Here is a 26831-nt window from a genome sequence, read left to right on the forward strand (position 1 = left end):
AGCGCCTGTGGCCGACGAGCTGTGGCGGGACGCGAGTCTCCCCGTGACCGAACGCGTCGCCGACCTGCTCGGCCGGATGACGATCGAGGAGAAGGCCGGGCAACTCACCGGCTACTGGACCGTCTCCGCCCAACCCGGGGAGGAGGTGGCGCCCCTGCCTGACGACTTCGGCGAACCCCCTCCGCTGGATGAGGTCATCAGGTCCGGGCTCGGCCAGCTCACCCGCGTCTTCGGTACGGCCCCGGTCCGCCCCGCCGAGGGGGCCGCGCGGCTGCGCGAGCTCCAGGCGCGGGTCGCGGCCGGAAACCGGTTCGGCATTCCCGCGATCGCGCACGAGGAGTGCCTGACCGGCTTCATGACCTGGACCGCGACCGTCTTTCCCTGCCCGCTGGCCTGGGGCGCGAGCTTCGACCCCGAGCTGGTCGGCGAGATGGCCGAGGGCATCGCCACCAGCATGCGGCGGGCCGGCGTCCACCAGGGCCTGGCGCCCGTCCTCGACGTCACCCGCGACTACCGCTGGGGGCGTACGGAGGAGACGATCGGCGAGGACCCCTACCTCGTCGGCGTCATCGGCAGCGCGTACGTCCACGGGCTCGAACGCACCGGCCTGGTCGCGACGCTGAAGCACTTCGCCGGGTACGCCTCCTCGCGCGGGGCGCGCAACATGGCGTCGGCCGCACTCGGGCCGCGGGAGTTCGCCGACGTGGTCCTCGAACCCTTCGAGCTGGCCCTGCGCGCGGGCGGCGCCCGCGCGGTGATGAACTCCTACGCCGACGTCGACGGAGTGCCGGCGGCGGCCGACGAGAGCCTGCTCACCGGGCTGCTCCGCGACCGGCTCGGCTTCACCGGCGTCGTGGTGTCGGACTACTTCGCGCTGTCGTTCCTGCAGGACATGCACGGCGTGGCGGGGTCGCCGGGCGAGGCCGCCGCGCTCGCGCTGCGCGCGGGCATCGACGTCGAACTGCCCACCGTGCGCTGTTACGGGACGCCGCTGGTCGAGCGGGTCCGGCGGGGAGACATCCCCGAAGAGCACCTTGACCGGGCGGCCGGGCGGGTGCTCGCGCTCAAGTGCGACCTCGGGCTGCTGGACGACGGCTGGGACATCGTCGAGGAGCCGGCGGACTTCGACCCGCCCGAGCTGCGCGGCCTGGCGCGCCGGCTCGCGGAGGAGTCCGTCGTCCTGCTGGCCAACGACGGCGTGCTGCCGCTGCGGGCGCGTCGCGTCGCGCTGACCGGCCCGCTCGCCGACGACCCGCGCGCGATGCTCGGCTGCTACACGTTCCCCACCCACGTGGCCGGGCGCTATCCGGAGCTGTCCCTCGGCGTCGAGATCCCGGCGCTCGCCGGCGCGCTGTCCGCCGAGCTCCCTGACGCGGAGCTGACCGTGGCCGCCGGTGAGGACGTCATGGTCACCGACGCCGACATCGAGGCGGCGGTCGCGGCGGCGCGTGACGCGGAGGTGTGCGTGCTCGCGCTCGGCGACCGCGCCGGGCTGTTCGGCCACGGCACCTCGGGCGAGGGCTGCGACGCCGAGACCCTCGATCTTCCGGGCCGTCAGCGCGAGCTCGCCGAGGCGGTCCTGGCCACCGGCACGCCCACGGTGCTCGTGCTGCTGACCGGCCGCCCGTACGCGCTCGGCGGCGTCGCCGACCGCGCGGCGGCCGTCGTCCAGGCCTTCTTCCCCGGAGAGGAGGGGGCGCCGGCCCTCGCGGGCATCCTGTCCGGCCGCCTCGACCCGTCGGGCCGCCTTCCGGTGAGCGTGCCGCGCCACCGGGGCGGCCAGCCGGGCACCTACCTCCGGGCCCGTACGGGCGCGTCGTCGCGGTGGAGCTCGGTGGACCCGCGGGCGCTGTTCCCGTTCGGCCACGGGCTGACCTGGACGAGTTTCGGCTACGAGGACCTGGAGGTCGACGCCTCGGCGCCGACCGACGGCACGGTGCGCGTCGCCGTGACAGTGCGCAACCTCGGCGAACGCTCCGGCGCCGAGGTCGTGCAGCTCTATCTCGCCGACCCGGTCGCCTCGGTCGTACGGCCCACGCGGTGGCTGGCGGGCTGGGCGCGGGCGCGGCTCGCCCCGGGCGCGGCGGCGCGCGTGACGTTCGAGGTGCACGCCGACCGCACCTCGTTCACGGGCCGCGACCTGCGGCGCGTCGTGGAACCCGGGACGATCGAGGTCGCGGTCGGGTCCTCCAGCGAGGACCTGCCGCTGCGGGGATCGTTCGACCTCACCGGGCCCGAGCGCGTGCTCGGCGCCGACCGGGTGCTCACGGTCCCCGCGACGGTCACGGCTACTCGATGACGAGCTCGACCGGGATGTTGCCACGCGTGGCGTTGGAGTACGGGCAGACCTGGTGCGCGGCCTCGACCAGCTCGCGGCCCTTCTCGGCCGGCACGTCCTCCGGCAGCTCGACGCGCAGCGTGACGCTGAGCGCGAAGCCGCCCGAGCCGTTGGCGTTCAGGCCGACCTCGGCGGTCACCGCGGCGTCGGAGATGTCGACCTTCTCCTTGCTCGCGACCAGGCCGAGCGCGCTGGCGAAGCAGGCGGAGTAGCCGGCGGCGAAGAGCTGCTCGGGGTTGGTGCCCTCGCCGTCGCCGCCCAGCTCGGCCGGGCGGGCCAGCGTGACGTCGAGCTTGTTGTCCGAGGAGACGGCGCGGCCGTCCCGGCCGGAGGCGGTGGCGATGGCGGTGTAGAGGGCGCTCATGAGGGGCTCCTAAGAAGACAGACCTGTCTGTACGTTCGAGCCGATGGTAGACAGATCTGTCTGGTAATGTCAAAGCATGACCGAGACCGCGGTACGGCGCCGCGAGAGTCCCGCCCGGCGGCGGGTGCTCGACGCCGCGAGCAGCCTGTTCTACGCCGAGGGCATCCACACGGTCGGCATCGACCGGGTCATCGCCGAGGCGTCCGTGGCCAAGGCCACCTTCTACGCCCACTTCCCGTCCAAGGACGATCTGGTCTGCGCCTACCTCAAGGAGCAGGACGACCAGGTCCGGAGCAGGACGATTCCGGGCGGTCTTACGCGCGAGGACGAGATCCTGGCGGTCTTCGACGCGCTCGGGGAGTTCACCTGCGGCCCGGGGTTCCGCGGATGCGCGTTCATCAATGCCGCGGCGGAGTACCCCGACCCCGCCCATCCCGTACGCCGGGTCGTCGCCGCCCACCGCGCGTGGTTCCACGGAGTGCTGCGCGACCTGCTCGCCGCCGCGAGCCACCCGGACGCCGACCGTACGGCCACGATGCTCGTCATGCTTCGCGACGGCCTGATCATCGCCGGCGACGTGGACGGCGCCGGCGACACCCGTCCGCTCGTCCGCGAGGCCGTCTCCCGCGTCCTGGCATGAGGAAGCGGCGTCTCCCGTACGGGAGACGCCGCTCGTTCAGGTGATCGTCAGGACGCCGCGACGATCCGGTCGAGCGCCGGCACCGAGACGCCGCCGCTGGACGCCGCCAGGTAGTCGGCGAACGCGTCGATGTCCTGCGCGCCGCCGAGGGCGTTGGTGCCCTCGTTGAAGACGGTGTAGCCGTCACCGCCGAACGCCAGGAAGTTGTTCATCGTCACGCGGAGGCTCGTCGTCGGGGTGATCAGCGCGCCGTTCACCCAGATGTCGCCGATCTTCGCGTCGCAGGTCGCGGCGGCCGGGTTCGCCTCGTACTTCAGCGTCGAGGAGATCTGCAGGGTCTTGGCGGTGGTCTGCCCGCCGCAGCCGACGTAGTTCTGCTCCAGCACCCGCTTCAGCATGTCGCCGGTCATCGTCTTGGTGACCAGGCTGTTGCCGAACGGCTGCACGGTGAACGCCTCGCCGTACGTGACCTCGCCCGGCGCCTCACCGCCGGAGGAGATGTCGCTGACCTTCATGTCCGCGCGCACGCCGCCGGGGTTCATCAGCGCGACCTGGGCCGCGCCCTTGTCCGGCGCCGCGGTGGCGGCCAGCTGGGCGTCCGCGATCACGTCGCCGAGCGTCGTCTCACCGAACGGCGACGCGGTACGGGTGAGGTCGCCCTGGATCTTGCCGATCACCTTGTTGGCCAGCGGCGCGGACGCGGTGACGTACTGCTGGACCACCTTGGCCACGGCCGGGTCGGCCTTGGTCGGGTCGTCGATGCGGCTGACGCCGGGCGCCGGGGTGTTCGTGGCGTTCTGCACGATCGAGTCGACGGCGTCCGCGCCGACCAGGTCGCCCGTCCTGTTGTCGACTGTCAGCTTGATGTCGCTCAGCATCCGGCCGAAGGAGGACGCGCTGGTGATGAGCCGCGTCACGCCGTTGACCGTGATCGTGCAGCGGTACTCCACGTGCGTGTGGCCGGACACGATCACCTTGATCGAGGGGTCGAGCTTCTTGGCGATCGTCTCGATGTCGGAGCCGGCCAGGTTGCCCGCGCACCCGTTAGGGCCGGTCGGGGTGCCGGTCTGGAACCCGCCCTGGTGGATGACGAGCACCGGGATGTGCACGCCCTTCTTGGCGAGGTCCTTGGCGGCGCGGTTCGCCGCGGTCGCCTCGTCCTCGAAGGTCAGGCCCTCGACGCCGGACGGCGTGACGATCGTCGGGGTGGACTGCAGCACCTCGCCGATGAAGCCGACCGAGATCGGCCGCCCGCTCGTGGAGGGGAACCGCTTGATGCCGTACGCCGGGAACAGCGGCTTCTTGGTCGCGTTGTCGATGACGTTCGCGGCCAGGTACTGGAACTCGGCGCCCGGGTAGGTCTTGGTCGTCGTCAGCCGCCCGTGCCGCTTGACCGTGTACGGCGCGGCCGTGCAGCCGGTCGAGGCGCAGCCGCCGTTCTGGATGCGGCGGAGCTCGTCCTTGCCCTTGTCGAACTCATGGTTGCCGACCGAGGCGAAGTCCACGTTCATCAGGTTGGCCATGATCGTCGCGGGCTCCTCCTTGAAGAGTCCGTTGACGAGGGGGCTCGCGCCGATGTTGTCGCCGGCCATCACGGTGGCCTGCCGGGCGCCGTACTGCTTCTGCTTGTCGTGCACGGCCTTGGCGAGGTAGGCGGCACCGCCCGCGAACTGGCCGTACTGCGTCAGTGCGGCGGGTTCGAGGTTGCCGTGGAAGTCGTTCCAGGCGAGCAGGTGGACGTCGGTGGTCCGCGCGGGGTGGTGCTTGCCCGCCCAGTCGACCGAGACCTTGTCCGACAGCGTGTTGGCGCCGGCGATGGTGACCGCGCCGGCCGGCGGCGCACCGGTCACGGCGAGCGGCGCGGCGGCCACGGCGCCGAGCGCGACCACGATCAGGCCGACGCGTGCCGCGCGTGTACGGATGAGGGCAGGGAGCACGGGTTCCTCCGCGGTTCCTTTCAGGGGAACATCAGAATCCTGGTATACGGGCCGTACTGTCGCATGGGCGTATGGCGTCGTGGAAGACGCCCGGTTAATTCGTACTCATCGCGTGACTTCGCCACTTGAAGGCCTGTTGTGGGCCATTTCGTAATGCGGTTACATTGCCGCCTGTGCGTACTCCGGCCTCTTCCGAAGACGCGCCACCCGCGGCCGGGCCGACCGGGCGGCGCCGTCTTCCCGAGGCCGGTCTGGCGCTGGTCACGGCACTGATCGTCGTCGCCGTCCTGCTCCGGCCGGCGCTGACCGGCCTGCTCACCCACCCGGCCGCGGCCAACTGGGCGACGATCTTCGTCGCGATCACGATCCAGGCGATGCCGTTCCTCGTGCTCGGCGTCGCGGTGAGCGCGGCCATCGCGGCGTTCGTCCCGCCGGGCCTGATCGCGCGGCTGCTCCCGCGCCGGCCCGTGCTCGCGGTCCCCGCCGCGGCGGTGGCGGGCGCGGCGCTGCCCGGCTGTGAGTGCGGGTCGGTGCCGGTCGCGGCGCGGCTCGTCTCGATCGGCGTCACCCCGGCCGCGGCCTTCGCGTTCCTGCTGTCCGCGCCCGCGATCAACCCCGTCGTGCTCGTCTCCACGGCCGTGGCGTTCCCGGGCCGGCCGATGATGGTGCTCGCGCGGCTGGTGGCGAGCCTGATCGCCTCGGTCGCGATGGGGCTGCTGTGGATCGCGCTCGGCCGAGACGACCTGCTGAACGCGCGGCGTTCGCCCGAGGACGACGCGGACGGGCGGCGGCTGACCCGCTTCCTGTCCACCGCCCAGCACGACTTCCTGCAGGCCGGCGGGTTCCTGGTGATCGGGGCGGCCGCCGCCGCGACGCTGCAGACGCTCGTGCCGCGCGACCTGGTCGACTCGATCGCGCGGCCGGGCCCGGTCTCGGTGCTCGTGCTCGGCGTCCTGGCCGTGCTGGTCTCGCTCTGCTCCGAGGCGGACGCGTTCGTCGCCGCCGGGCTCAAGCAGTTCTCGCCGACGGCGCGGCTGGCGTTCCTCGTCGTCGGGCCGATGGTCGACGTGAAGCTGTTCGCCCTGCAGGCGGGCACGTTCGGGCCGAGGTTCGCCTGGCGTTTCTCCCTCGCGACCTTCGCCGTCGCCGTGACGTCGGCCGGGCTGATCGGGTGGTGGTTCCTGTGAGCGAGGACGCGCGGGCGACGACGGTACTGCTGGTCGGGGCCCTGATGATCCGGCTGGCGGTGGGCGGCGCGTACGCCAAGTACGTCCGGACCGGAATGGGCCCGCTGCTGCTGGTCGCCGGGGTGCTGCTGGCCGGTCTCGGCCTGTTCGGCGTCATGCGGGCGCTCCGGCACCGCGGCCGGGCGGCGGACGAGGACGCGCACGGGCACCACCACGACGAACGCATCGGCTGGCTGCTGCTCGCCCCGGTGCTCGCGCTGCTGCTGGTCACGCCGCCGACTCTGGGCAGCTTCGGGGTGGCCCGCAGCGAGGGGGTCAGCATCACCTCGGGCGGCAAGGTCTTCGACGCGCTGGCCCCGGGCCGTACGGTGCCGATGACGTTGCTGGAGTTCGACGAGCGGGCGGCCGACCACCACGGCGCCAGCTTCGGCGCCGTTCCCGTACGCCTGACCGGGTTCGTCACGCCGTCCTCCGACAGGCAGGGGTTCCGCATCGCGCGGTACCAGATCGCCTGCTGCGCGGCCGACGCCGTCGCCTCGGTCGTCCGGATCACCGGCGCGTCGGGGAGCCGGCCGGCCCGCGACCAGTGGGTGACGGTCACCGGGACGTTCAACCGCGCGGCCGACGGCGTGCCGGAACTGCACGCGGTCAGCCTGGCCGAGATCTCGACACCGGTCGACCCGTACGAGTGACTCACTCCTCCGGACGGAAACGCTCGTCGACCACGAACAGCCCCAGGGCCGCGACCAGCACCCCCGCGGAGATCCAGATCGCGTGCCGGCCCACGTGCAGGGTGAGCCAGCCGCCGCCGAAGGCACCGACGACGAAGGCACCGATGACGATGGCGAAGCTCCGCGCCTTCCGTACCGCCTCCGGATCGCGGTCGGCGACCGCGAGATAGGCCGCCTGGGCCGCGCTGCGCAGGTTGCCGGTCACCATCGCCGTGTTGTACGGCCAGTCGATCAACGTGCGGAACATCGTGACCTGCACCGACGCGGTGAAGGCGATCATGACGATGAGCACGCTGTCCGGGACGCCGCGCGGCAGCAGCCCGACGACGGCCAGGACGGCGATCTCCAGCACGAGGGCGAACCGGCTCGGCCACCGGAGCGCCGCCGCCACGCGCGGCCGGAGGAGCGTCTCGGCCACGACCACGCCGACCACGAACGCCAGGATCGACGGGATGTGGCGTACGGCGTCCGTCCCGTGCGCCCGCGCGGCCTCGACGCCGAACAGCACCACGTTGCCCGTCTGGGCGTTGGCGAAGACCCCGCCCAGCTCGAGGTAGGAGAAGGCGTCCAGAAAGCCGCCGGCGACGGCGAGCAGGACGCCGAGCTGCACGGACGCGTGGGTGACCGGGCGTTCCGTCACCCCCGGGGTCATACCCCGGGCAGCAGCCTTACGGGGAGGGGGACGTGGCGGGCGCGGACCCACTCGCCGAGCGCCTTGGCCTGCTTGTCGAAGCGGCGGGCCTCGGTGGCGCCGCCGTCGAGCAGGCCGCGTACGACGAAGTTGACCGCGCGCAGGTTGGGGAGTTCGTAGCGGTCGACGGCCAGTTCGGCGGTCTCGGGCAGCAGCGCCCGCAGCAGGTCGGTGGTCATCGTGGCGCGCAGCCAGGGCCAGGCGTCCGGGTCGGCGACCCACAGGCCGACGTTGGCGTTGCCGCCCTTGTCGCCGGACCGGGCGTGCACGAGGCGGCCGAGCGGCCCGTCGACGGTCTCGCCCGCGTCGTACGGCTCGGCGGGGCCCGCGGGGGCGTCGCCCTCGTACGGCGCTGTGGGCGGTGGTGGCACGGTCTCGTGCCGCCCGTCGGGGTGGACGACGGTGTGGTCCAGGAGCTCCTGGGGGACCAGCGTCGGCCAGTACACGCCGTACGGGCCGCCCGAGCCGGGCACGCCCATGCCGTAGATGCCCGGATAGCTGGAGAGCGCGAGCTCGACGCACAGCGAGGAGAAGGCCCGGCCGGCGCTGGCCTGCTCGCCGTCGACGGAGACGTGCAGCAGGCTGGACCCGGCCATCTGGTCGGCCGGGTCCTCGGCGGGCGTGCCGATGCGGGTGAAGCGCAGGTCGCTGATGCCGGAGTCACCGTCGAGCCGGGCGCGTACGGCCTGCTCGACCAGCGCGGCCTTGGCGTCGGCGTCGGTGCCGGTGAGCACGAACGTGGAGTCGTTGCGCCAGCCGCCGAGCCCGGTGACGGCGACCTTGGTGGTCGGGGGAGGCGCGGAGCCGACGACGCCGCTGATCCGTACGCGGTCGGGCCCGGCCGGTTCGAGGTGGACCGTGTCGAGATGAGGCACGACGTCCGGGTTGAGGTAGCCGGGCGCGCCGATCTCGTACAGGAGCTGCGCGGTGACGGTGTCGACGGTGACCGCGCCTCCGGTGCCCTCGTGCTTGGTGATCACGCTGGTGCCGTCGCGGCCGACCTCGGCGAGCGGGAAGCCCGGGTGGGTCAGGTCGGCGATCCGCTCGAACCCGGAGAAGTTGCCGCCGGTGGCCTGCGCGCCGCACTCGATCACGTGCCCGGCGACGACCGCGCCGGCGAGGGCGTCGAGGTCGGCGGGCGTCCAGCGCCACCACCAGGCGGCGGCACCGGTGATGAGGGACGCGTCCGCCACCCGGCCGGTGACGACGACGTCGGCACCGGCGGCGAGCGCCGCCTGGACGCCGAAGCCGCCGAGGTAGGCGTTGGCGGTCAGCGGGTCGTGACCCCAGCCGGTGAAGGGCCGGCCGGTGTCGAGGTGGGACAGCTCGTGCCCGTCGGCGAGCAGCGCCGGGATCTTCGGGGCGAGATCGTCGCCTTCGACGTACGCGACCGCGAGGTCCACGCCGGCCTCGGCGAGCATCTCGCGTGTCGCGGCGGCCAGCCCGGCGGGGTCGAGGCCGCCGGCGTTGACAACGATCTTGATGCCGCGCTCGGCGACGGTGGCCACGACCGGCTTCAGCTGGCGGAGGAAGGTGCTCGCGTAGCCGCCGCCGGGTTTCTTCAGGCGGTTCTTGGCCAGCACCAGCATGGTGACCTCGGCCAGGTAGTCACCGGTGATGACGTCGACCGGCCCCCCGTTCACCATCTCGGCGAGCGCGGACATGCGATCTCCGTAGAAACCGGAACAGTTGGCGATGCGCACCGGCCGGTCCATGGCCACCTCCAGGGTCACGCCGACCGAAGTTACCGTACGGTTCGCCGGGCCTCCGCCCCGCACCCTCAGCCGGTCGCCGGCAGGTCCTGACCGATCGGGCGGCTGATCTCGGACTCCATGAGCGAGGTGTCGGAGGGCAGCGGCTGTAGACGCGTCAGCCGAGGCGGCGGGCGAGGAGGTAGCCCCGTTGGGTCGCGACCTCTTCCGGGTAGTTCGTGCGTTCCAGGCGCATGTCGACGGCGAAGCCCGCCTCCTCCATGGCCGTGACCACGCCCGGCGACGTGAAGAAGTGGAAGTCGACCTCCACGTCGTGGCCCAGGAACTCGGTCAGGTGCCGTACCTCGGTGCCGACGTGGAACGACACGAGCGCGAGGCCGCCGGGGCGCAGGATCCGGTGGATCTCCCCGAAGGCGCGGCCCAGCTCGGCGGCCTCCAGGTGGATGATCGAGTAGAGCGCCACGGCCGCGCCGAACTCGCCGTCCGCGGCGGGCAGGTCCAGCAGGTCGCCGACGCGGAAGTCGACCTCCGGATGCTCCCGCCGGCCGACCGCGGTCATGGCCGGGGACAGGTCGACGCCCACGGCGTTCATCCCGTGGGCGGAGAGCCAGGCGGCGACGTGCCCCGGGCCGCAGCCGAGATCGGCGACCGGCCCCCGCGCCTGCTCGGCCAGGCACGTGAGCAGGGCCCGGTCGAGCGGCTTGTGCGCCAGTTCGTCGCTGAAACCGGCCGCGTACTTCTCCGCCACGGTGTCATAACTCCGGCGTACGGCGTCGCGGGCATCCATCCGGTCAGGTTCGCATAAACACCGCCGAAGTAGAGTCCGGGACCATGGACTCCGCCGCCTACCTCGCTCACCTGCGCCGGGACCTCACCGCCTTCGAGGAGTTCCTCGCCGCCGACCTCGACGTACGGATCCGGCACTGCGGTGACTGGACGCTCCACGACCTCGCCGAACACCTCGGCCGGTCGGGGTTGTGGTCGGCGGCCGCGGTGACCGAGCGGCGCGGCGACCACGAGGCCGGACCGGCACCGCGTGAGCGTAGGGAGCTGGTGACGTGGTTCGCCGGCGCGTCCGCCACCCTGCTGGAGGCGCTCGACCGGGACTCGGCCGCGCCCGCCTGGACGTTCCGGCCTCCGCACACGGTCGGGTTCTGGCAGCGGCGGCGGTGCCACGAGGCGATCGTGCACCGCTGGGACGCCGAGCACGCGCTCGGCCTCGCCCATTCCGTCGACCCGGCGTTCGCGGACGACGGCGTGTCCGAGGTGTTCGAGGTGATGGCGTTCCGCCAGATCGACCGTGGCCGCGCCCGCTTTCCTGCCCGCGCGATCCGGCTCGACGCCACCGACACCGGCTCGTCGTGGACGTACGGGCCCGGGACGCCCGCGGCCGCCATCAGCGGCACCGCCGAGCACCTGCTGCTCCTGCTGTGGAACCGGCTGGCCTCCGACGACCCGGCCATCCGGTGGGAGGGCGACCGCGACGCCGGCCAGGCCGTACTGGACGGTCCCCTCGTGTCCTGACGAGGGTGGCCGTGTCACTCCTGGGATGGAGGGGGCCTCGGGAGGATCGCCGGCTGGGGGCCACGATGGTCCTACCGGGGCATCCCCGGGGGACGAATGAGAGGAAGCACATGTCCGACGCGATTCCCGGCGGATCCCTCACCCTCGCCGAGGGCCTTGAGCTGACCCGGATGGGCTACGGCGCGATGCAGCTCGCCGGTCCCGGGGTGTGGGGACCGCCGCGCGACCGGGACGAGGCCGTCGCCGTACTCCGCGCGGCCGTCGAGCTCGGCATCACCCACCTGGACACGAGCGACTACTACGGCCCGTTCACCGTCAACGAGGTCATCCGCGAGGCGCTGCACCCGTACCCGGAGACGCTGCGCATCGTCACGAAGGTCGGCGCACGCCGCGCGCCCGACAGGTCGTGGCCGGCCGCCCTTGCGCCCGACGACCTCCGTACGGCGGTGCGCGAGAACCTCGACCGCCTGGGGCTCGACGCGCTCGACGTCGTCAACCTGCGGGTCGGCGCGGCGGAGGGGCCGACGCCAGGTTCGCTCGCCGAGCCGTTCGAGGTGCTCGCCGAGCTGCGCGAACAGGGGCTGATCCGCCACCTCGGGGTGAGCGGCGTCTCCGCCGAGCAGTTCGAGGAGGCGCGGTCGATCGCGCCCGTCGTCTGCGTGCAGAACTACTACAACGTCGCGCACCGCGACGACGACGCCCTCGTCGACCGGTGCGCCGAAGAGGGCATCGCGTACGTGCCGTTCTTCCCGCTCGGCGGCTTCTCGCCCCTGCAGTCCGGCGTCCTGGACGACGTCGCCGCCAGGCTGGGCGCGACCTCCCGGCAGGTCGCGCTCGCCTGGCTGCTGCGGCGCTCGCCGGCGATCCTGCTCATCCCGGGCACCTCGTCGGTCGCCCACCTGCGCGAGAACGTCGCCGCGGCGGCGCTCGACCTGCCCGGCGACGCGATCGAGGAGCTGAACGGCATCAGCGGACCGGCGTGACCTCTTCCAGCAGGGCCGGCCGTCGCGGCAGCAGCAGGCCGGCCACCGCGATGGCCAGGCCGAGCCCGGCCGCCATGAGGAAGACCAGGTCGTAGCCTGCGGCGAGGGCGGACGGGGAGCTCCCGCCGGCTCTGGCACCGGCGGCCGTCGCGAGTGCCGCGAGGCCGAGCGACCCGCCCACCTGAACGGCGGTGTTGGCCAGCCCGCCGGCGATCCCCGCGTCGCCCTCGGGGACGTCGGCCGTCGCCGCGGCCATGAGGGTGGGGAAGGTCAGCCCGATGCCGGCCGCGACGAGCAGCGTCGGCCCGAGCACGCCGGTGACGTAGCCGCTGCCGGCGCCGGCCTGGGCGAGCCAGCCGAACCCGGCCAGGAAACAGCCGCTGCCGGCCAGCACCAGCGGGCGTACGCCGGTCCGCGGCAGCGCGGCGGCGGCCGGCCGCGCGACCACCATGAACGTCACCGCGGCGGGTGTCTGCCCGAGCCCGGCGCGAAACGCGCCGTAGCCGAGCACGTTCTGCAGGAAGAGCGACGTGAAGTACCACATCGCGATGGCGATTCCGCCGAACAGCACCAGCATGACGTTGCCGACGGCCACCCTCCGGATCCGGAACAGCCGCAGGGGCACCATCGGCCGGGTGGCGAGACGCGCCTCCACCGCGACGAAGACGGCGAGCAGGAACAGGCCCGCGATGGCCGGGCCGGCGACCGGCACGGAGGCCCAGCCGCGGTCGGCGCTCCGCATCACCCCGTAGACCAGCGCGGCCGGCCCCGCCGTCCCGGTGACCGCGCCGGTGAGGTCGAGGGACTCCCGCCGGCCGGTCCGTGCGCCGGTCAGCGAGGTCACGGCGACGCCGATCAGCACCGCGCCGGTCGGCACGTTGATCAGGAAGACCCATCGCCAGGACAGTCCGGTCGTGAGAGCGCCGCCCGCGACCGCGCCGGCCATCCCGCCCACACCGCCGGCGGCGGACCACGCGCCGAACGCCCGGGATCGCGCGCGCTCCCCGGTGAAGTGGGTGTTGATCACGGCCAGCGTCGCCGGGGCCAGCAGGGCGGCTCCCATGCCCTGCACGACACGGGCCCCCACCAGGACCCCGGAGGCGGTCGCCAGGCCGCCGGCCAGGCTCGAGGCGGAGAACAGCGACAGTCCGGCGACCAGCATCCGGCGGTGGCCGAACAGGTCGGCGGCACGGCCGCCGAGCAGCATGAGACCGGCGAAGGTGAGCAGGTAGCCGTTCACCACCCAGGCAAGGCCCGTGGGCGTGAAACCGAGGTTCAGGCTGATCGAGGGCAGGGCGACGTTCACGATGGACGCGTCAAGGATGACCATGAACTGGCAGGCGCACGCCAGCGACAGCACCAGCCAGGCGTACGGCCGGACCTGCGGAGACGCGGTGGCGGTGGTTGTCACCGGCCCGCCGCTCATGCGGTCCCGGCCAGGGCTCCGCGGGTGTCGCCTGCCAGCAGCCGGATCGTCGTCTCGGCCAGCCGCCGTCCCTGGTAGCGGGCCGCGTCCAGCGCCGCGGCGTCGGGGCCGTCCGGGCCGCTCACCGACGTGCCGTACGGATTGCCGCCGGCGGCGTACACGGCGGGATCGGTGAAACCGGGCGGGACGATCAGCGATCCCCAGTGGTGGAAGACGTTGCCCAGCGACAGGATCGTGGCCTCGTTGCCGCCGTGCCGGTTGAAGGCCGAGGTGAAGGCCGTCACCGGCTTGCCGGCCAGCTTCCCCTCCCGCCACAGCCCGCCGGCCTGGTCGATGAACTGCTTGAGCTGCGCGGCCGGCGTGCCGAACCGCGTCGGCGTCCCGAACGCGAACGCGTCCGCCCACGCCAGGTCCTCGACCGAGGCCTCGGCGATCGACGCGGTCGCGTCGGCGTGCCGTCGCCACCGCGGGTTCTGGTCGATGGCGCTGCCGGGCGCCAGCTCGGCCACCCGCCGCAGCCGTACCTCGGCCCCGGCCCCGGCGGCGCCCTCGGCGACGGCCTGGGCGAGCGCGTGCACGTTGCCCGTCGCGCTGTAGTAGATGACGGCCACCTTCACGGTCATATCGGGCTCCCGCGTTGTACGATTAGTTATGCGAATAATGTTATGCGCATAACTAACTTGTCAAGGAAGGGTCCATGGACTTCGCGCAAGCCGACGCCATCAACCAGGCCATCCGGCTGCTGAGCCTGCGTCACCGCGCCCGGGCCGCGGCGCTGCTGGCCCCGCTCGGGCTGCACCCCGGGCAGGAGGCGCTCCTGCTCGAACTCGACCGGGCCGGGCCGATGATCCAGGCTCAGCTCAGCGAGGCGCTCGGCTGCGAGCCGCCCAGCGTCACGCTGATGAGCCGCAAGCTCGAGGCCTCCGGCCACATCACCCGCCGGTCCGCCCCCGCCGACAAGCGCGCCAGCGTCGTCGAGCTCACTGACAGCGGCAGGGCCCTGGCCGGGCAGGTCAAGGAGCTGTGGTGCGCCCTGGCGGAGGAGACCGTGACCGGCCTGCCCGCCGAGACGGCGGCGGAACTACCCGCCATCCTCAACACCCTGACCGGCAACGTGGACACCAGGCGTGGCCGCGGAATAGCGACCGGACGGGCGCGTTGACGACAGCATGGCGTTGACAGGTGAATACGAACCGAGCGGCTCGGCGCGGGTCCGCGAGCACGTCGAACAGATCGTGCGCACCGGCACGACCGATGGCATCACGGTCAGAGACGTTCCCATCGTGCTGATGACCTACCGGGGAGCCAAGAGCGGCAAGATCCGCAAGACGCCGGTGATGCGCGTCGAGCTCGAGGGGCACTACGCGGTCGTCGCTTCCCTGGGCGGCGCGCCGGCCAACCCGCAGTGGTACGCCGGTCTGGTCGCCGACCCGGTCATCGATCTCCAGGACGGCACGGTCACCCGTGAGTACCGGGCGCGCGAGGTGTCCGGGGACGAGAAGGCCCTCTGGTGGGGCCGTGCGGTGGACGCGTTCCCGGACTACGCCGACTACCAGCGCAACACCGACCGCCAGATCCCGGTCTTCGTCCTCGATCCGACCGGCCGCGAAGGCTAGAGCCGCAGCTTCATGCCCTCGTGCGTCGATTCGAAGCCGAGGGACTCATAGAACCGGATCGCGTCGGACCGGCGCTTGTCCGAGGTCAGCTGGACCAGGCCGCATCCCCGGGCCTTGGCCTGCTCGATCGCCCAATTGATCATCTCGCGCCCAAGGCCGCGGCTCCGATGGGCCGCGGCCACGCGTACGCCCTCGATCTGGGCGCGCTCGGCGCCCATCCGGCTGATCCCCGGGATGTAGGTGAGCTGGAGCGTCCCGGCCACCTCGCCGCCGGCGTCGGCCACCACCAGCTGGTTGCGCGGGTCCGCGGTGACCTCGCGGAACGCGGTCAGGTAGGCGGCTGAGGAGACGTCCTCGCGGCCCGCGCCGATCACGTCGTCGGCGAGCAGGGCGACGATCGCGGGCAGGTCCGTCTCGGCGGCGGAGCGGAAGATCACATCGGTCGGCACGCGAATCACTGTAGAACGGATTGACACGACCCCGCGTAGTACTACAGTTGGTAGTACTACATTGTGTCAAGACGTCTTGGAGGCGGCACGTGACCGCACCGCCAGTGCTGGAGTCTCCAGGCCGTCTGCTGGACCACCGCCTCGAGGAGCTCGTCGCCGCGGAGCTGGCCCGGCTCGCACGCCGTGCGCCCACGCTCGCCGACGATCATCTCGGCCTCGTCGAGGCGTCGCTGCAACAGATCATCAACCGGCTGCTGCCGGCCCGGGGGCGCGTCAGCGCGGCACCCGAGACGGTGGCCGCCCTGTTCGACCTGGAGTTCGTGTGAACACCGAGCACTGGACCGATCTCGCGGCCTGCCGAGGCGAGGACCCCGAGCTGTTCTACCCGGTCAGCGCGACCGGGCCCGCCGTCGTACAGGTCGAGGAGGCCAAGCGCGTCTGCGCCGGCTGCCCCGTCACCGCCGACTGCCTCAACTGGGCCCTGCGCGCCGGCGAGCCCGCCGGCATCTGGGGCGGTACGACGCCGGACGAGCGCCGCTACCTGCGGCTGCGCCCGCTCCCCGCCGCGCCCGCGTGGCACTGATCCGAAAAACGCGCTCACACCTCGACGATCGCGCCGCGGTGCTGGGCGAAGACCACGGCCTGGAGCATGGTCACCCGCACGTCGGAGAGTTCGAGCCCGCGGGTGTCCACGCCGTCGAGGCGCGCCTCCCGCAGGTCCGCCTCGTTCAGGCGGGCCTTGTCGAGCCGGGCGTGGGACAGGTCCGCCTTGTGCAGCACGGTCTTGCGCAGGTCGGCCTCTGTCAGGTCCGCGTGGGCGAGGTTCACGCCGGTCAGGTCGGCGCCGGACAGCCGCGCCCCGCGCAGCGCGACGTAGGACCAGTCGCCGCCGCGCACCGTGATCGGATAGACCGTCGCCGCGGTGAACTGACTGCCGGTCATCTTGCAGCCGTCCAGGGTCGCGTCGAACAGCGACGCGCGGTGGAAGCGGCAGCGTAGGAACGCACTGCGCTCGTGCACGGAGACGTTGAGCTTCGCTCCCGAGAAGTCGCACTCCTCGAACACCGCGCCCCGCGTGGTCGCCTCGCTGAGGTCGGCGTCGATGAACCGGCAGTTCCGGAAGACCGCGTCGCCCAGCTCACGGCCGTACCAGTCGGTCCCGGTGAAATCTTCGTCGATGTGCACCGGTCGACCTTATTTCAGGGACACATCAGGGGACGTACCGTTGCGTCATGACAGACGCTTCCCTCCCCGCGCGGTCGCACAGTGACGGGCTGGCCACTCAGGCCGCCCGGGTGGTCGGCGCCTTCATCGTGACCTTCCTGCTGCTCGCCGCCTGCTGGGCGGTGGAGGTGGCGAACTACGCGGACGAGGGCTCGCTCAGCGACCGGTACGGCATCCAGGCGCACGACTCCGGGGCGATCTGGCACATCTTCACCGCGCCGTTCCTGCACGCGAACCTCGACCACATCATGGCCAACTCCGTGCCGCTGGCGATCTTCGGCTTCCTGGCGGCGCTGCGCGGGGTGGCGCGCTTCATCACGGTCAGCCTGATCATCATGGTGGCGAGCGGGCTCGGCGTGTGGTTCCTGGCCGCGCCCGGCACGGTGACCGTCGGCGCGAGCGGCCTGATCTTCGGGTACTTCGGCTATCTCCTCGCCCGCGGTTTCGTCGAGCGCCGTCCGCTCGACATCGTCGTCGGCGGGCTGGTCGCCGTGGTCTACGGCACGATGATCTTCGGCGCGCTGCCGGGCCAGCCGGGGATCTCCTGGCAGGCCCACCTGTTCGGGCTGATCGGCGGCGTGATCGCGGCCTGGCTCGCCCGGCAGCGGTCGGCGGAGTGAGGCTCAGCGGCCTCGTACGCTGACGTCGGTCAGGGTCGCGTCGGGCGGCGTCTCCAGCGCGTCGACGATCGCCTTGGCGACCGTTCCGGGGGAGATGAAGGCGTCCGGGTCGTACTCCGCGCCCTCGTGCTCGCGGACGTGACGCTGCATCTCACTCGCCGTACGGCCCGGGTAGACCGACGTCACCCGGATCTCCGGCTCCTCCGCGCGCAGTGAGTCGGCGAGGGCGCGCAGGGCGTGCTTGCTCGCCGCGTACGCGCTCCAGCCGGGGTTGGCCCGCAGGCCCGAGCCGGAGTTCACGAAGACCACGTGCCCGCGCGCCGCGCGTACGGACGGCAGGAGCAGGCGGGTGAGCTCGGCCGGCGCCGCGGCGTTCACCAGGAGCTGCTCGGTCCAGGCGCCGGGCGTCAGCTCGGCGACCGAGCCCAGCGCCACGACGCCGGCGCTGTGCACGACGCCGTCCAGCGGAGGCAGCTCGACCCCGTCGAGGGCGGCCTCGATCGCCCCGGGGTCGGTGAGGTCGAGTACGAGGGTGCGCGCCCCGTCCGCGCCGATCCGCCGCGCGGTGGCGTCGAGACGCCCGGCGTCGCGGCCGGTGAGGATGAGGTCATGGCCCCTGCCGCGCAGCAGGGCGGCCGTCGCCGCGCCGATGGCGCCGGCGGCTCCGGTGATCAGGTAGTTTCCCACCCCTTCATCCTCCCCGGCCTCACGTACGGCGCAGCACCCGGGCGATGCCGGCGATCAGCGCGGTCGCCAGGAACCAGCCGGTCGCGGTGAGTCCCCAGGCCAGCCAGTCCGTCCAGCCGCTCGGATCCCACGCGCTGCGCTGCCCGAACGTCTCCAGCGGCAGCATCAGGTCGAGCGTGTAGACGAAGGCGTGGAAGTGCGGCCGCTCGCCCGGCTGCCGGATCGAGTGCGGGTGGTGGAGGCTGAACACCACCGTGCCCAGCGCGAGGAGCAGCACCAGCCACAGCCCGGAGATCCACGGCCGGTAGCCGTACCCGACCGTCCAGTCGAGCATCACGCCCCAGACGCGGCTGATCGGGTTGAGGTGGTGGCGCCGCGCCCGCTGCTTGGCGAGCTGGCACTTGCGGGCCAGGTCCTCGCGGCCGATCCGCCGCAGCCAGCCGGCGAGCTGCTCGTACGGCTGCGGTCGGAACCCGTCCGGGTCCAGGGCCACCCAGTCGAGCCGCCGGGCCTCCGGCTCGCCGCGCAGCGTCTGGTAGGTCAGGCCGTTGAGGCGGAGCTCCGCCGGCCAGACGTCGGCACGGTCGAGGATGACGTCGATCGTGGAGTACCCGAGCGTCACCTCGCCGTCGATCCGCTCGCGCGGAGTGAGGATCAGCTCCTCGACCCTCGCGTGCGACAGGTGGAGCGCTCTGCGGCCGGCGGGCGCACGCAACGCGCCGTTGTGGAAGGACAGGGTGCCGTTGATCCGCGCGCCGCGCAGGCGGAAGGTCCCCTCGCAGGTGAAGCCCTCGCTGCACTCCATCCGGTCCTCGGCCAGCATGTTGTCGCCGTCGAACGCGACGTCCGCGGCGCGCAGCGTCGTACGCTCCAGGAACAGGCCGCCGGTCATCCGCGCGCCGGTGAGCCGCGTCCCGCCGATGATCTCCGAGTCGCGGACGAACGTCCCGACGTCGACCGTCAGGCCGCCGGCGAACAGCGCGTATCCGTCCGGGTTGTGAATGCGCACGCCGTTCATGCGGAATCCGCCGGAGATGTAGGCCCGGATCAGCCGTACCTCGCCCTCGATCCGCGAGCCGGAGAGGCTGAAGAAGCCGTCGACACGCAGGCCGCCGCCGTCGAAACCGGGCATCGCGCAGTCGCCGATGCGGATCTGGCGGGCGCGGGCGTTGGAGAAGTCGGGCGTCTCGTCCAGCGTGCAGCGCCGGAGCCGGAGCTCGCAGCCGACCTCGCCGCCGGAGACGTTGAGCGCGCCGATGACGCGGGCGCCGCTCAGCCGTACGGCGGGCACCTTGCCGGGGGCGGCCTCGCGGGCGCCGAGGAGAAGGGAGGAGATGACCTCGGCCCGTACGAGACGGGCGGGGTCGTCGGTGCCGTCGGGGCGATCGTCGCCGAGGTCGACCGGCGTGCCGGTGGGGTAGGCGTCCCACAGCCGCCGCTCGGTATCCGTCAGATCGGATCTGTCCCGGTTTATCCAGGAGACAACGGAATCCCACGCATCGGCCACAGGGGGTCATCGTACGGGCGGTTGCCCCGAGGAGAGCCACGGTAAGGGCTCTTTCCAGTCTTATGTTTGTATGTCCGGTTACTGGCGGGTAGCATCAGGGTGTTACTGACTGGTACGTCACGGGCACGACCCGCCCGCCCGAGAGCAACGGGGTGCTTCATGGGCCACTACAAGAGCAACCTGCGCGACATCGAGTTCAACCTGTTCGAGGTACTGAAGCGACAGGACATCCTGGGCTCCGGGCCGTTCGGCGAGGTCGACGAGGCCACCGCGCGCAGCGCTCTCGAAGAGGTGAACCGCCTCGCGACGGGCGTGCTCGCCGAGTCGTACGAGGACGCGGACCGGCATCCGCCCGTGTTCGACCCCGAGGCGCACTCGGTCACGATGCCCGAGAGCTTCAAGAAGTCCTTCCAGGCCTACTTCAACGACGCCGAGTGGTGGCGGCTGGAGCTGCCGACCGACCTCGGCGGCATGCACGCGCCGCGCAGCCTGCACTGGGCCGCGGCCGAGCTCGTCCTCGGCGCCAACCCGGCCATCTGGATGTACTCCAGCGGCCCGAGCTTCGCCCAGCTCCTGTGGGAGATCGGCACGCCCGAGCAGAAGAGGCTGGCCCAGATCTCGATCGACCGGCACTGGGGCTCGACCATGGTGCTCACCGAGCCGGACGCCGGCTCCGACGTCGGCGCCGGTCGTACGAAGGCGATCCAGCAGGCCGACGGCAGCTGGCACATCGAGGGCGTCAAGCGCTTCATCACCAGCGCCGAGCACGACATGGCCGACAACATCCTGCACTACGTGCTGGCGCGCCCCGAGGGCGCCAAGCCGGGCACCAAGGGCCTGTCGATGTTCGTCGTGCCGAAGTTCTTGGTGGACACCTCCACGGGTTCGCTGGGCGAGCGCAACGGCGTGTACGTCACGAACGTCGAGAAGAAGATGGGCCTGAAGGCCTCGACCACCTGTGAGCTCACCTTCGGCGAGACGCACCCGGCGGTCGGTTACCTCGTCGGCGACGTGCACGAGGGCATCAAGCAGATGTTCATGATCATCGAGCAGGCCCGCATGATGGTCGGCACGAAGGCGATCTCGACGCTGTCCACCGGCTACCTCAACGCGCTGGCGTACGCCAAGGAGCGCGTGCAGGGCGCCGACCTGACGCAGATGGCGGACAAGGCCGCGCCGCGCGTCACCATCACCCACCACCCGGACGTACGCCGCCTGCTGATGCTGCAGAAGTCCTACGCCGAGGGCATGCGGGCGCTCGTCCTGTACGCCGCGACGTACCAGGACACGGTGCAGCTCGCCACGGCCGAGGGCGTGCGGGACGAACTGGCCGAGGCGGTCAACGACCTGCTGCTGCCGATCGTCAAGGGCGTCGGGTCCGAGCGGGCGTACGAGGTGCTCACGCAGTCGCTGCAGACCCTGGGCGGCTCGGGCTTCCTGCAGGACTACCCGATCGAGCAGTACATCCGGGACGCCAAGATCGACTCGCTGTACGAGGGCACCACGGCGATCCAGGGCATGGACTTCTTCTTCCGCAAGATCCTGCGCAACAACGGAGAGGCGCTGAAGCATCTCGCCGGGCAGATCAAGGAGTTCGCGGAGAGCGAGGCCGGCAACGGCCGCCTCAAGCAGGAGCGCGCGCTGCTGGCCGGAGCGCTGGACGACGCGCAGGGCATCGTCAACGCGATGGTCGGCTGGGCGCTGGGCTCGATGGAGAAGCCGGCGGAGGTCTACAAGGTCGGCCAGAACACCACCCGCCTGCTGATGGCGCTCGGCGACGTGGTCATCGGCTGGCTGCTCTGCCGCCAGGCGGAGATCGCCCTGACCCGCCTCGGCGGCGAGGTGTCAGCGGCGGACCAGGCGTTCTACAGCGGAAAGGTGGCCGCGGCACAGTTCTTCTGCGCGACGCAGCTGCCGAAGATCGCCGCCGAGCGCGCCATCGCCGAGGCGACGACGAACGACCTGATGGAGCTTCCGGAAGAGGCTTTCTAGCGTTTTGCGGGCCGTAACCGCCGTATGCCCCGTCACCTCTGGTTCGGATGACGGGGCATACGCCATCATCGGTATCGATAGGGTGGTGTGCCGCAGCAAGCGGGTGTTTACTCGAAGTGAATTCCGGACCCTTGTCAGGGCTCCGGAGGTCGGAGGCATGGTGGGCTTTGGGGTCAGCATCTTCCTGATCACACTTGGAGCGATCTTCAAGTGGGCCATCAAGGCACATCTCAGCGGCATCGACCTGCCGGCCTTGGGCGTGATCCTGATGGTCGTCGGCGCCGCGTCGTTCCTGCTGCAAATCGTCATGATGAGCCGCACCCGGACCTCACGTGGCGGCATCGACCTCGACGAACGCGACCAGCCTCCGGTCTAACCGCGCAGCGCGGCGGTGTCCAGCCCGTTGAGCGCGCACGTACGCGGCTTGGCGAAGCGGTCGCGGATTGCGTTGCCTGCGACGTGACCTCGGAGACGAGGAGTACGCCACGCCCGAACACCTCACTTTCACCGAAGGTCGGAGCGTCCGGCTGATGGACGACGAGATCCGGTTCGACACGGTCGCGGTTGCTCTCGAGGTGAATCGTGAGCTCGTGACAGAGATACCAGCCGTTCTGCTGAGCGACATCGTGGAACGCGCTGTGCAGGAAGTAGTTGATCTGAGCATGGCGTATGTTCCCCCGAGGGCTCACGACCAGGCTCCCGCCGATGATCTCGACTTGGAAGCCTGGACAAGGCGGAGTCTGTTGCCGGATCTCCTCGATCGTCGGGGTTCTCCTGGTCACCGGTCCACTGGGGCATGGCCATGGCTCCACCATCCTCAGGGTTCTCCTCGCTTCACGATAACAGTCCAGGCACGGAGAGTATTCGGGGGGTGGCTTCCCGTGTCCGCCTGTTTGCGAGGCTTCAGGGCGCGTCGATGAGTTCGCCGTCGTCGGCGCGGTAGACCAGCATCCGGCCCGGTCGTGGGGTCACGTGCATCGTCGCGCCCGGCTCCGGTTCGTGGCCCTCCGGGACCGTGATCTGGATGCGCGGGCCGGCCGTCGTCAGCGTCACCAAGGACGTCGTCCCGAGGTTCTCCACCACGTCGACCTCGCCCTTGATCCCGTCATCCGCCTCGGTGAGGTACTCCGGCCGTACCCCCACGACCACCTTGTCGCCCGGGTTCAGCTCCGTCACGATCTCCTCCGGCACCGGCAGCCGTACGCCCGCGACGTCGATCTGATGCCCCCACGACGTCGACGCCTCCCCGTCGCCCGCCACGCACTCGCCCTCCAGGAGGTTCATCGGCGTCGACCCGATGAAGCCCGCCACGAAGACGTTGGCAGGGCGCTGGAAGACCTCGCGCGGGGTGCCGAGCTGCCGGATGCGCCCCGACTCCATCACCGCGATCCGGTCCGCCAGGGCCAGCGCCTCGGCCTGGTCGTGTGTCACGAAGACCGTCGTCACGCCCAGATCGTGCTGGAGCTTCTTCAAGAACGTACGGGCCTCCAGGCGCAGCCGGGCGTCCAGGTTGGACAGCGGCTCGTCGAGCAGGAACACCGTCGGCGAGGCGGCCATCGCGCGCGCCAGGGCGACCCGCTGCTGCTGCCCGCCGGACAGCTGCGCCGGGCGGCGTTCCATCAGCCCGCCGAGCGAAAGACCCGAGCCGGTCTCGGCGGCCTTCGCGCGGCGCTCGGTACGGCCGACCTTCTTGATCCGCAGCGGGTAGGCGATGTTGTCCGCCACCGTCATGTGCGGGAACAGCGCGTAGTCCTGGAACACCATCGCCACGTCGCGCGCGCCCGGTGCGACCCGCGTGACGTCGCGGTCGCCGATCCGTACGGTGCCGCCCGAGGCGGTCTCCAGCCCGGCGATCGTGCGCAGCAGCGTGGTCTTCCCGCACCCGGACGGGCCGAGCAGCGCGAAGAACTCCCCGTCCTCGATGTCGAGGGACAGCCCGTCCAGCGCCGTCACCCCGCCGTCGAAGACCTTCGACACCTCTTCCAGCGAGACCTTCAAGCCTTGATCCCTCCGTGAAAGCGGAAGCCGTACCGGCGGTTGACGAACAGGAACATGATGACCACCGGGATCGAGTAGAGCAGGGAGAACGTCGAGATCAGTGCGAGGTTCGGCTGCCCGCCCTCGGTGTAGAAGTTGTTCAGCGTGACCGCGGCCGGCTGCTTCTCCGGCGTCCGGTACAGCAGGAACGGCATGAGGAAGTTGCCCCAGACGTTCACGACCGCCCACACCGCGATCGTGGCGAGTCCCGGCCGTACGTTCGGCAGCACGACGTGGCCCAGCACCTGGAAGGAGTTGGCCCCGAACACCCGCGCCGACTCCTCGTAGGACTTCGGCATCGTGTCCATGAAGTCCTTGAGGATGAAGATCGCGGCGGGCAGCAGCCCGCCGGTCATCACCAGGATCACGCCGATGTCCTTGTCCAGCAGGTGGAGCTTGAGCATCAGCTGGAAGATCGGGACCATCGCCGCCGTGCCCGTGATCACCGAGGACAGCAGCAGGAGCAGGTAGAGGATCCCGTCCCGGCCCGGGATGCGGACCCGGCTCAGCGCGTACGCCGCGAGGGCCGCCGCGGCGACCGTGATCAGCATCGTCCACAGCGACAGGATGGCCGAGTTGTACAGCGACGGGAGCGCGTTCGGGTCGTCGCTCAGGTGCTTGAAGTTGCCGAGCGTGAAGTCCGGCCACGAGACCGAGAGGCTGGGGTTGCGCGTGAACGGCGCGGTGACCAGCCACAGCATCGGCAGCGCGAAGAACGCCGTCACCACCGCGACGAAGACGTAGAACCCGATGCGCCGCACCATCCGGGACGGACTCACGCGCGCCTCCGCAGGATCCGTACGTACGCCAGCGCCAGCAGCAGGTTGATCACCAGCATGATCAAAGAGATGGCACTGGCGAACCCGAGCCGCTCACCCGGCAGGGCGGTCAGGTAGATGTAGACGGGCAGCACCGCCGACGCGCCGTGCGGCTCGCCCTTGGTGATGAGGTACGGCGTGAAGTCGTTGAACGTCCACAGGCTGATCAGCAGGGTGTTGGTCAGGACGTGCCCGCGGATGCCGGGCAGCACGACGTCGCGCAACTGCTGCCGGCCGCTCGCCCCGGCCAGCCGGGCGGACTCCAGCTGGCTCGGCGGCACGCTCGACAGCGCCGCGGTGAACAGCATCATCGAGAACGCCGTGCCCCGCCAGACGTTGAAGACGATCAGTGAGCCCATCGGGTGGTCGAACCACCAGTCGCGGCCCGGCGTGTGCAGGATGGTGTTCAGCGTGCCGCCCTGGTCCTTCAGGAAGGCGATCCACAGCCACGCCACGACGACGCCCGGCAGGATCCAGGCGAGCAGCACGAACGTCTCGACGAGGCTGCGCACCCACCGCCGCGCCGACCGTAGCGTCCAGGCCAGCACGAAGCCGAGGATGTTCTGCCCGATGATCGCCGAGCCGAGGACGAACAGCAGCGTACGGCCGAGGGCGTCGCGGAAGTCCTTGTCCCCGAGCGCGCGGGTGTAGTTCGCGGTGCCGACGACCTTCGGGTGCGCGGCCTGGACGCCGGTGAGGCGGTAGTCGGTCAGCCCGAGGTACAGCGTCCAGAGGGCCGGCAGGATCAGGAAGACCGTGATGAGCAGCAGCGCGGGCACGACGAAGGCCAGCCCCTGCCGCCGGTCGCCGCCGCCCGGCACCTCGCCGCTCAGGGACCGCTTCGGCAGCAGGTCCGTCCCCTCCGCCATCAGCCCGTGGTCACGTTGCCGGCGCCGCCGACCGCCTGGGTCAGGTTCTGCTGGTAGGCCTTGATCGCCTTGTCCACGCCATCACCCGCGACGACGTCGCCGGTCGCCTTCTGCAGCGCGGTCGACACCTGGGGATAGGCGGCGAGGCCGGGCCGTACGTCGGTGATGGGCAGCACCTTGGTCGCGATGAAGTTCAGCAGGGGGTCGCCGCCGAGCATCTCGGCATTGACGTCCTGACGTGGGCTGATGCCCACCGCGGAGCGCTGCACCTCGTCCTTCACCGCGTCGTGGGAACCCATGAAGCTCAGCAGGTCCCACACGAGCGAGGCGTTCTTGGTGTGCGGGTTGATCACCCAGCCGGTGCCGCCGGACATGCTCACGACGTCCTGGCCGCGTACGCCCTTGCCTCCCGACTGGGCCGGGATCAGCGTGTAGCCGACGTCCTTGTCCCGGTCCTTCATCGGGTCGATGCCGTCCTTGGGGTTGACGACCGAACGCCAGAAGTAGTCGCTCTCCAGCAGGATGCCGACCTTGTTCTTGGAGAACCGCTGGAAGGACTCGTCCCGGCCCTGCGGATTCTGCTGGAGCTTGGGGTCGCCGAGCCCGCCGCCGTACACCTGCCCGTACAGGTCGAGCACGCTCCTGAGCTGCGGGGTGTCGCCGAGCCACTTGCCGTTCTCGAAGATGTCGTGGCCGGTGCCGGCGAGCAGCGGCAGCACGCCCTGCATGGTCGTGGCCTCGGTCATCGCGGTGCCGGCGTTGAGCTGGATCGGCGTGACGCCGCTCAGCGTCTTGAGCTTGCGACCCGCGGCGAGGACGTCGTCCCAGCTCTTCGGCTGCCAGTCGGCGGGCAGGCCCGCCCTGGAGAAGAGCTGCTTGTTGTAGAAGAGCACCCGGCCGTCGGTGCCGATCGGCAGGCCGTACTTCTTGCCGTCGAAGGCCATGATGTTCTGTACGGGGCCGGGGATCTGCTTGAGCCCCTCCCAGGAGTCGACGGCCGAGCCGGCCACCTGGTCGAGCGGCTTGATGTAGCCGGCCTGGGCGAACTCTCCGACCCAGATGCCGTCGATGGAGATCAGGTCGGCGCCGCCGCCGGTCTTGAGGTCGAGCGCGGTCTTCTGCTTGTACGGGGCGTCGTCGACGCCGGTGCCCTCGAAGCGGACCGAGACCTTCTTGCCCTTGGCCTTCTCCATCGCGGTGAACTTCGGGATCACGTAGTCGGTGATCCACTCGGCACCGTTGGAGCTCTTGCCGCCCTTGACGGAGTTGGCGCTGATCCGGATCGTGGTGCCGCCGCCTCCGCTGGCACCTCCGGAACACCCGGACATCACCAGACCCGTCGCGGCGACCATGGCCGCCACCCGCGTGATCCTCATGCCGCAGCCTCCCAGGCAGGCTTTTGCACTGTTACCGGCGTTGACGGAAGATTCCCACGATCATCACGCGGCAAAGATCACAATTCGGGCTCATCGCTAGCAA

29 protein-coding genes are annotated in these 26831 nt (G+C 71.2%); 13 read left to right on the forward strand and 16 right to left on the reverse strand.

Annotation, left to right across the window (positions count from 1 at the left end; all coding sequences use genetic code 11):
- The first annotated feature begins 7 nt into the window (after positions 1 to 7).
- Positions 8 to 2299, forward strand: coding sequence for a glycoside hydrolase family 3 N-terminal domain-containing protein (locus QWU11_RS25200; RefSeq protein WP_290116871.1), 2292 nt, complete (start codon positions 8 to 10; stop codon positions 2297 to 2299).
- On the opposite strand, the gene QWU11_RS25205 is transcribed toward QWU11_RS25200, so the two are convergent.
- A complete protein-coding gene (locus QWU11_RS25205; RefSeq protein ID WP_290116872.1) occupies positions 2289 to 2702 on the reverse strand; it encodes an organic hydroperoxide resistance protein in 414 nt (137 codons plus the stop codon). The two genes, QWU11_RS25200 and QWU11_RS25205, sit on opposite strands and share 11 nt — an antisense overlap.
- 76 nt (positions 2703 to 2778) lie before the next feature.
- Between QWU11_RS25205 and QWU11_RS25210 the strand changes: the two genes are divergently transcribed.
- Complete coding sequence (locus QWU11_RS25210) at positions 2779 to 3342, forward strand: TetR/AcrR family transcriptional regulator (RefSeq protein WP_290116873.1); 564 nt, start codon at positions 2779 to 2781, stop codon at positions 3340 to 3342.
- 47 nt (positions 3343 to 3389) lie between these two features.
- Here QWU11_RS25210 and QWU11_RS25215 read toward each other — a convergent pair whose 3' ends face one another.
- Entirely contained in the window at positions 3390 to 5279 is a 1890-nt protein-coding gene (locus QWU11_RS25215; protein WP_290116874.1) for a bifunctional metallophosphatase/5'-nucleotidase, read from the reverse strand.
- A gap of 173 nt (positions 5280 to 5452) precedes the next feature.
- On the opposite strand from QWU11_RS25215, the gene QWU11_RS25220 reads away from it, so the two are divergent.
- Together QWU11_RS25220 and QWU11_RS25225 are read left to right on the forward strand one after the other, a co-directional pair.
- The gene (locus tag QWU11_RS25220; RefSeq protein WP_290116875.1) at positions 5453 to 6466 is read left to right on the forward strand and encodes a permease; all 1014 of its coding nucleotides are present in this window, start codon (positions 5453 to 5455) and stop codon (positions 6464 to 6466) included.
- Positions 6463 to 7158, forward strand: a complete 696-nt coding sequence (locus tag QWU11_RS25225; protein ID WP_290116876.1) for a TIGR03943 family protein — start codon at positions 6463 to 6465, stop codon at positions 7156 to 7158. The genes QWU11_RS25220 and QWU11_RS25225 overlap by 4 nt, the downstream gene beginning before the upstream one ends.
- 1 nt (position 7159) lies before the next feature.
- On the opposite strand, the gene QWU11_RS25230 is transcribed toward QWU11_RS25225, so the two are convergent.
- From QWU11_RS25230 to QWU11_RS25240, 3 genes are all read right to left on the reverse strand, one after another.
- A complete protein-coding gene (locus tag QWU11_RS25230) occupies positions 7160 to 7837 on the reverse strand; it encodes a YoaK family protein (protein ID WP_290116877.1) in 678 nt (225 codons plus the stop codon).
- Positions 7838 to 7845: 8 nt separating this feature from the next.
- Positions 7846 to 9621: an acyclic terpene utilization AtuA family protein gene (locus tag QWU11_RS25235; protein WP_354670901.1), complete on the reverse strand. Its 1776-nt coding sequence runs from the start codon at positions 9619 to 9621 to the stop codon at positions 7846 to 7848.
- 136 nt (positions 9622 to 9757) lie between these two features.
- Positions 9758 to 10387, reverse strand: coding sequence for a class I SAM-dependent methyltransferase (locus tag QWU11_RS25240; protein WP_290116878.1), 630 nt, complete (start codon positions 10385 to 10387; stop codon positions 9758 to 9760).
- Between the two features lie 44 nt (positions 10388 to 10431).
- Here QWU11_RS25240 and QWU11_RS25245 point away from each other — a divergent pair, with 44 nt between their 5' ends.
- Positions 10432 to 11124: a maleylpyruvate isomerase family mycothiol-dependent enzyme gene (locus tag QWU11_RS25245; protein WP_290116879.1), complete on the forward strand. Its 693-nt coding sequence runs from the start codon at positions 10432 to 10434 to the stop codon at positions 11122 to 11124.
- Between the two features lie 110 nt (positions 11125 to 11234).
- Positions 11235 to 12107, forward strand: a complete 873-nt coding sequence (locus QWU11_RS25250; protein ID WP_290116880.1) for an oxidoreductase — start codon at positions 11235 to 11237, stop codon at positions 12105 to 12107.
- Here the strand turns inward: QWU11_RS25250 and QWU11_RS25255 are convergent.
- Complete coding sequence (locus QWU11_RS25255) at positions 12091 to 13518, reverse strand: MFS transporter (protein ID WP_290116881.1); 1428 nt, start codon at positions 13516 to 13518, stop codon at positions 12091 to 12093. The two genes, QWU11_RS25250 and QWU11_RS25255, sit on opposite strands and share 17 nt — an antisense overlap.
- 11 nt (positions 13519 to 13529) lie before the next feature.
- Positions 13530 to 14156, reverse strand: a complete 627-nt coding sequence (gene wrbA / locus QWU11_RS25260; RefSeq protein WP_290116882.1) for an NAD(P)H:quinone oxidoreductase — start codon at positions 14154 to 14156, stop codon at positions 13530 to 13532.
- Positions 14157 to 14230: 74 nt separating this feature from the next.
- On the opposite strand from wrbA, the gene QWU11_RS25265 reads away from it, so the two are divergent.
- Positions 14231 to 14695, forward strand: coding sequence for a MarR family transcriptional regulator (locus QWU11_RS25265; RefSeq protein WP_290116883.1), 465 nt, complete (start codon positions 14231 to 14233; stop codon positions 14693 to 14695).
- Between the two features lie 7 nt (positions 14696 to 14702).
- Complete coding sequence (locus QWU11_RS25270; RefSeq protein ID WP_290116884.1) at positions 14703 to 15149, forward strand: nitroreductase family deazaflavin-dependent oxidoreductase; 447 nt, start codon at positions 14703 to 14705, stop codon at positions 15147 to 15149.
- Here QWU11_RS25270 and QWU11_RS25275 read toward each other — a convergent pair.
- The gene (locus QWU11_RS25275) at positions 15146 to 15598 is read right to left on the reverse strand and encodes a GNAT family N-acetyltransferase (protein ID WP_290116885.1); all 453 of its coding nucleotides are present in this window, start codon (positions 15596 to 15598) and stop codon (positions 15146 to 15148) included. The two genes, QWU11_RS25270 and QWU11_RS25275, sit on opposite strands and share 4 nt — an antisense overlap.
- 89 nt (positions 15599 to 15687) lie before the next feature.
- On the opposite strand from QWU11_RS25275, the gene QWU11_RS25280 reads away from it, so the two are divergent.
- Both QWU11_RS25280 and QWU11_RS25285 read left to right on the forward strand, forming a co-directional pair.
- Entirely contained in the window at positions 15688 to 15924 is a 237-nt protein-coding gene (locus QWU11_RS25280; RefSeq protein WP_290116886.1) for a hypothetical protein, read from the forward strand.
- Positions 15921 to 16181 (forward strand): WhiB family transcriptional regulator, encoded by a 261-nt coding sequence (locus tag QWU11_RS25285; RefSeq protein ID WP_290116887.1) that lies wholly within the window; start codon positions 15921 to 15923, stop codon positions 16179 to 16181. The genes QWU11_RS25280 and QWU11_RS25285 overlap by 4 nt, the downstream gene beginning before the upstream one ends.
- Positions 16182 to 16195: 14 nt before the next feature.
- Here QWU11_RS25285 and QWU11_RS25290 read toward each other — a convergent pair whose 3' ends face one another.
- Complete coding sequence (locus tag QWU11_RS25290) at positions 16196 to 16783, reverse strand: pentapeptide repeat-containing protein (protein WP_290116888.1); 588 nt, start codon at positions 16781 to 16783, stop codon at positions 16196 to 16198.
- A 47-nt stretch (positions 16784 to 16830) separates the two neighbouring features.
- Here QWU11_RS25290 and QWU11_RS25295 point away from each other — a divergent pair, with 47 nt between their 5' ends.
- Positions 16831 to 17442 (forward strand): rhomboid family intramembrane serine protease, encoded by a 612-nt coding sequence (locus tag QWU11_RS25295; protein WP_290116889.1) that lies wholly within the window; start codon positions 16831 to 16833, stop codon positions 17440 to 17442.
- A 3-nt stretch (positions 17443 to 17445) separates the two neighbouring features.
- On the opposite strand, the gene QWU11_RS25300 is transcribed toward QWU11_RS25295, so the two are convergent.
- Together QWU11_RS25300 and QWU11_RS25305 are read right to left on the reverse strand one after the other, a co-directional pair.
- On the reverse strand, positions 17446 to 18129 hold the full coding sequence (locus QWU11_RS25300) for an SDR family oxidoreductase (RefSeq protein ID WP_290116890.1): 684 nt from the start codon (positions 18127 to 18129) through the stop codon (positions 17446 to 17448).
- Between the two features lie 19 nt (positions 18130 to 18148).
- Positions 18149 to 19636 (reverse strand): hypothetical protein, encoded by a 1488-nt coding sequence (locus tag QWU11_RS25305; RefSeq protein WP_290116891.1) that lies wholly within the window; start codon positions 19634 to 19636, stop codon positions 18149 to 18151.
- A gap of 159 nt (positions 19637 to 19795) precedes the next feature.
- Between QWU11_RS25305 and QWU11_RS25310 the strand changes: the two genes are divergently transcribed.
- Positions 19796 to 21628, forward strand: a complete 1833-nt coding sequence (locus QWU11_RS25310; protein ID WP_290116892.1) for an acyl-CoA dehydrogenase — start codon at positions 19796 to 19798, stop codon at positions 21626 to 21628.
- A gap of 85 nt (positions 21629 to 21713) precedes the next feature.
- Entirely contained in the window at positions 21714 to 22004 is a 291-nt protein-coding gene (locus QWU11_RS25315; protein ID WP_290116893.1) for a DUF6458 family protein, read from the forward strand.
- Here QWU11_RS25315 and QWU11_RS47450 read toward each other — a convergent pair.
- From QWU11_RS47450 to QWU11_RS25335, 5 genes are all read right to left on the reverse strand, one after another.
- Positions 21934 to 22443: a Uma2 family endonuclease gene (locus QWU11_RS47450; RefSeq protein ID WP_354670902.1), complete on the reverse strand. Its 510-nt coding sequence runs from the start codon at positions 22441 to 22443 to the stop codon at positions 21934 to 21936. The genes QWU11_RS25315 and QWU11_RS47450 overlap by 71 nt on opposite strands.
- A gap of 88 nt (positions 22444 to 22531) precedes the next feature.
- Entirely contained in the window at positions 22532 to 23626 is a 1095-nt protein-coding gene (locus QWU11_RS25320; RefSeq protein WP_290116894.1) for an ABC transporter ATP-binding protein, read from the reverse strand.
- Positions 23623 to 24444: a carbohydrate ABC transporter permease gene (locus QWU11_RS25325; RefSeq protein WP_290116895.1), complete on the reverse strand. Its 822-nt coding sequence runs from the start codon at positions 24442 to 24444 to the stop codon at positions 23623 to 23625. The genes QWU11_RS25320 and QWU11_RS25325 overlap by 4 nt, the downstream gene beginning before the upstream one ends.
- Positions 24441 to 25352: a sugar ABC transporter permease gene (locus QWU11_RS25330; RefSeq protein ID WP_290116896.1), complete on the reverse strand. Its 912-nt coding sequence runs from the start codon at positions 25350 to 25352 to the stop codon at positions 24441 to 24443. The genes QWU11_RS25325 and QWU11_RS25330 overlap by 4 nt, the downstream gene beginning before the upstream one ends.
- Complete coding sequence (locus QWU11_RS25335) at positions 25352 to 26728, reverse strand: extracellular solute-binding protein (protein ID WP_290116897.1); 1377 nt, start codon at positions 26726 to 26728, stop codon at positions 25352 to 25354. The genes QWU11_RS25330 and QWU11_RS25335 overlap by 1 nt, the downstream gene beginning before the upstream one ends.
- Positions 26729 to 26831 lie beyond the last annotated feature (103 nt).

Source organism: Actinomadura sp. DC4 (genome assembly GCF_030406325.1).
Taxonomy (GTDB): domain Bacteria; phylum Actinomycetota; class Actinomycetes; order Streptosporangiales; family Streptosporangiaceae; genus Actinoallomurus.

Bases quoted from the DNA above. Each gene is read 5' to 3' on its own strand.
- wrbA (WP_290116882.1), bottom strand. From the start codon at position 14,156: ATGACCGTGAAGGTGGCCGTCATCTACTACAGCGCGACGGGCAACGTG.
- QWU11_RS25245 (WP_290116879.1), top strand. From the start codon at position 10,432: ATGGACTCCGCCGCCTACCTCGCTCACCTGCGCCGGGACCTCACCGCC.
- QWU11_RS25270 (WP_290116884.1), top strand. From the start codon at position 14,703: ATGGCGTTGACAGGTGAATACGAACCGAGCGGCTCGGCGCGGGTCCGC.
- QWU11_RS25335 (WP_290116897.1), bottom strand. From the start codon at position 26,728: ATGAGGATCACGCGGGTGGCGGCCATGGTCGCCGCGACGGGTCTGGTG.
- QWU11_RS47450 (WP_354670902.1), bottom strand. From the start codon at position 22,443: ATGGTGGAGCCATGGCCATGCCCCAGTGGACCGGTGACCAGGAGAACC.
- QWU11_RS25330 (WP_290116896.1), bottom strand. From the start codon at position 25,352: ATGGCGGAGGGGACGGACCTGCTGCCGAAGCGGTCCCTGAGCGGCGAG.
- QWU11_RS25205 (WP_290116872.1), bottom strand. From the start codon at position 2,702: ATGAGCGCCCTCTACACCGCCATCGCCACCGCCTCCGGCCGGGACGGC.
- QWU11_RS25240 (WP_290116878.1), bottom strand. From the start codon at position 10,387: ATGGATGCCCGCGACGCCGTACGCCGGAGTTATGACACCGTGGCGGAG.
- QWU11_RS25210 (WP_290116873.1), top strand. From the start codon at position 2,779: ATGACCGAGACCGCGGTACGGCGCCGCGAGAGTCCCGCCCGGCGGCGG.
- QWU11_RS25265 (WP_290116883.1), top strand. From the start codon at position 14,231: ATGGACTTCGCGCAAGCCGACGCCATCAACCAGGCCATCCGGCTGCTG.
- QWU11_RS25295 (WP_290116889.1), top strand. From the start codon at position 16,831: ATGACAGACGCTTCCCTCCCCGCGCGGTCGCACAGTGACGGGCTGGCC.
- QWU11_RS25310 (WP_290116892.1), top strand. From the start codon at position 19,796: ATGGGCCACTACAAGAGCAACCTGCGCGACATCGAGTTCAACCTGTTC.
- QWU11_RS25250 (WP_290116880.1), top strand. From the start codon at position 11,235: ATGTCCGACGCGATTCCCGGCGGATCCCTCACCCTCGCCGAGGGCCTT.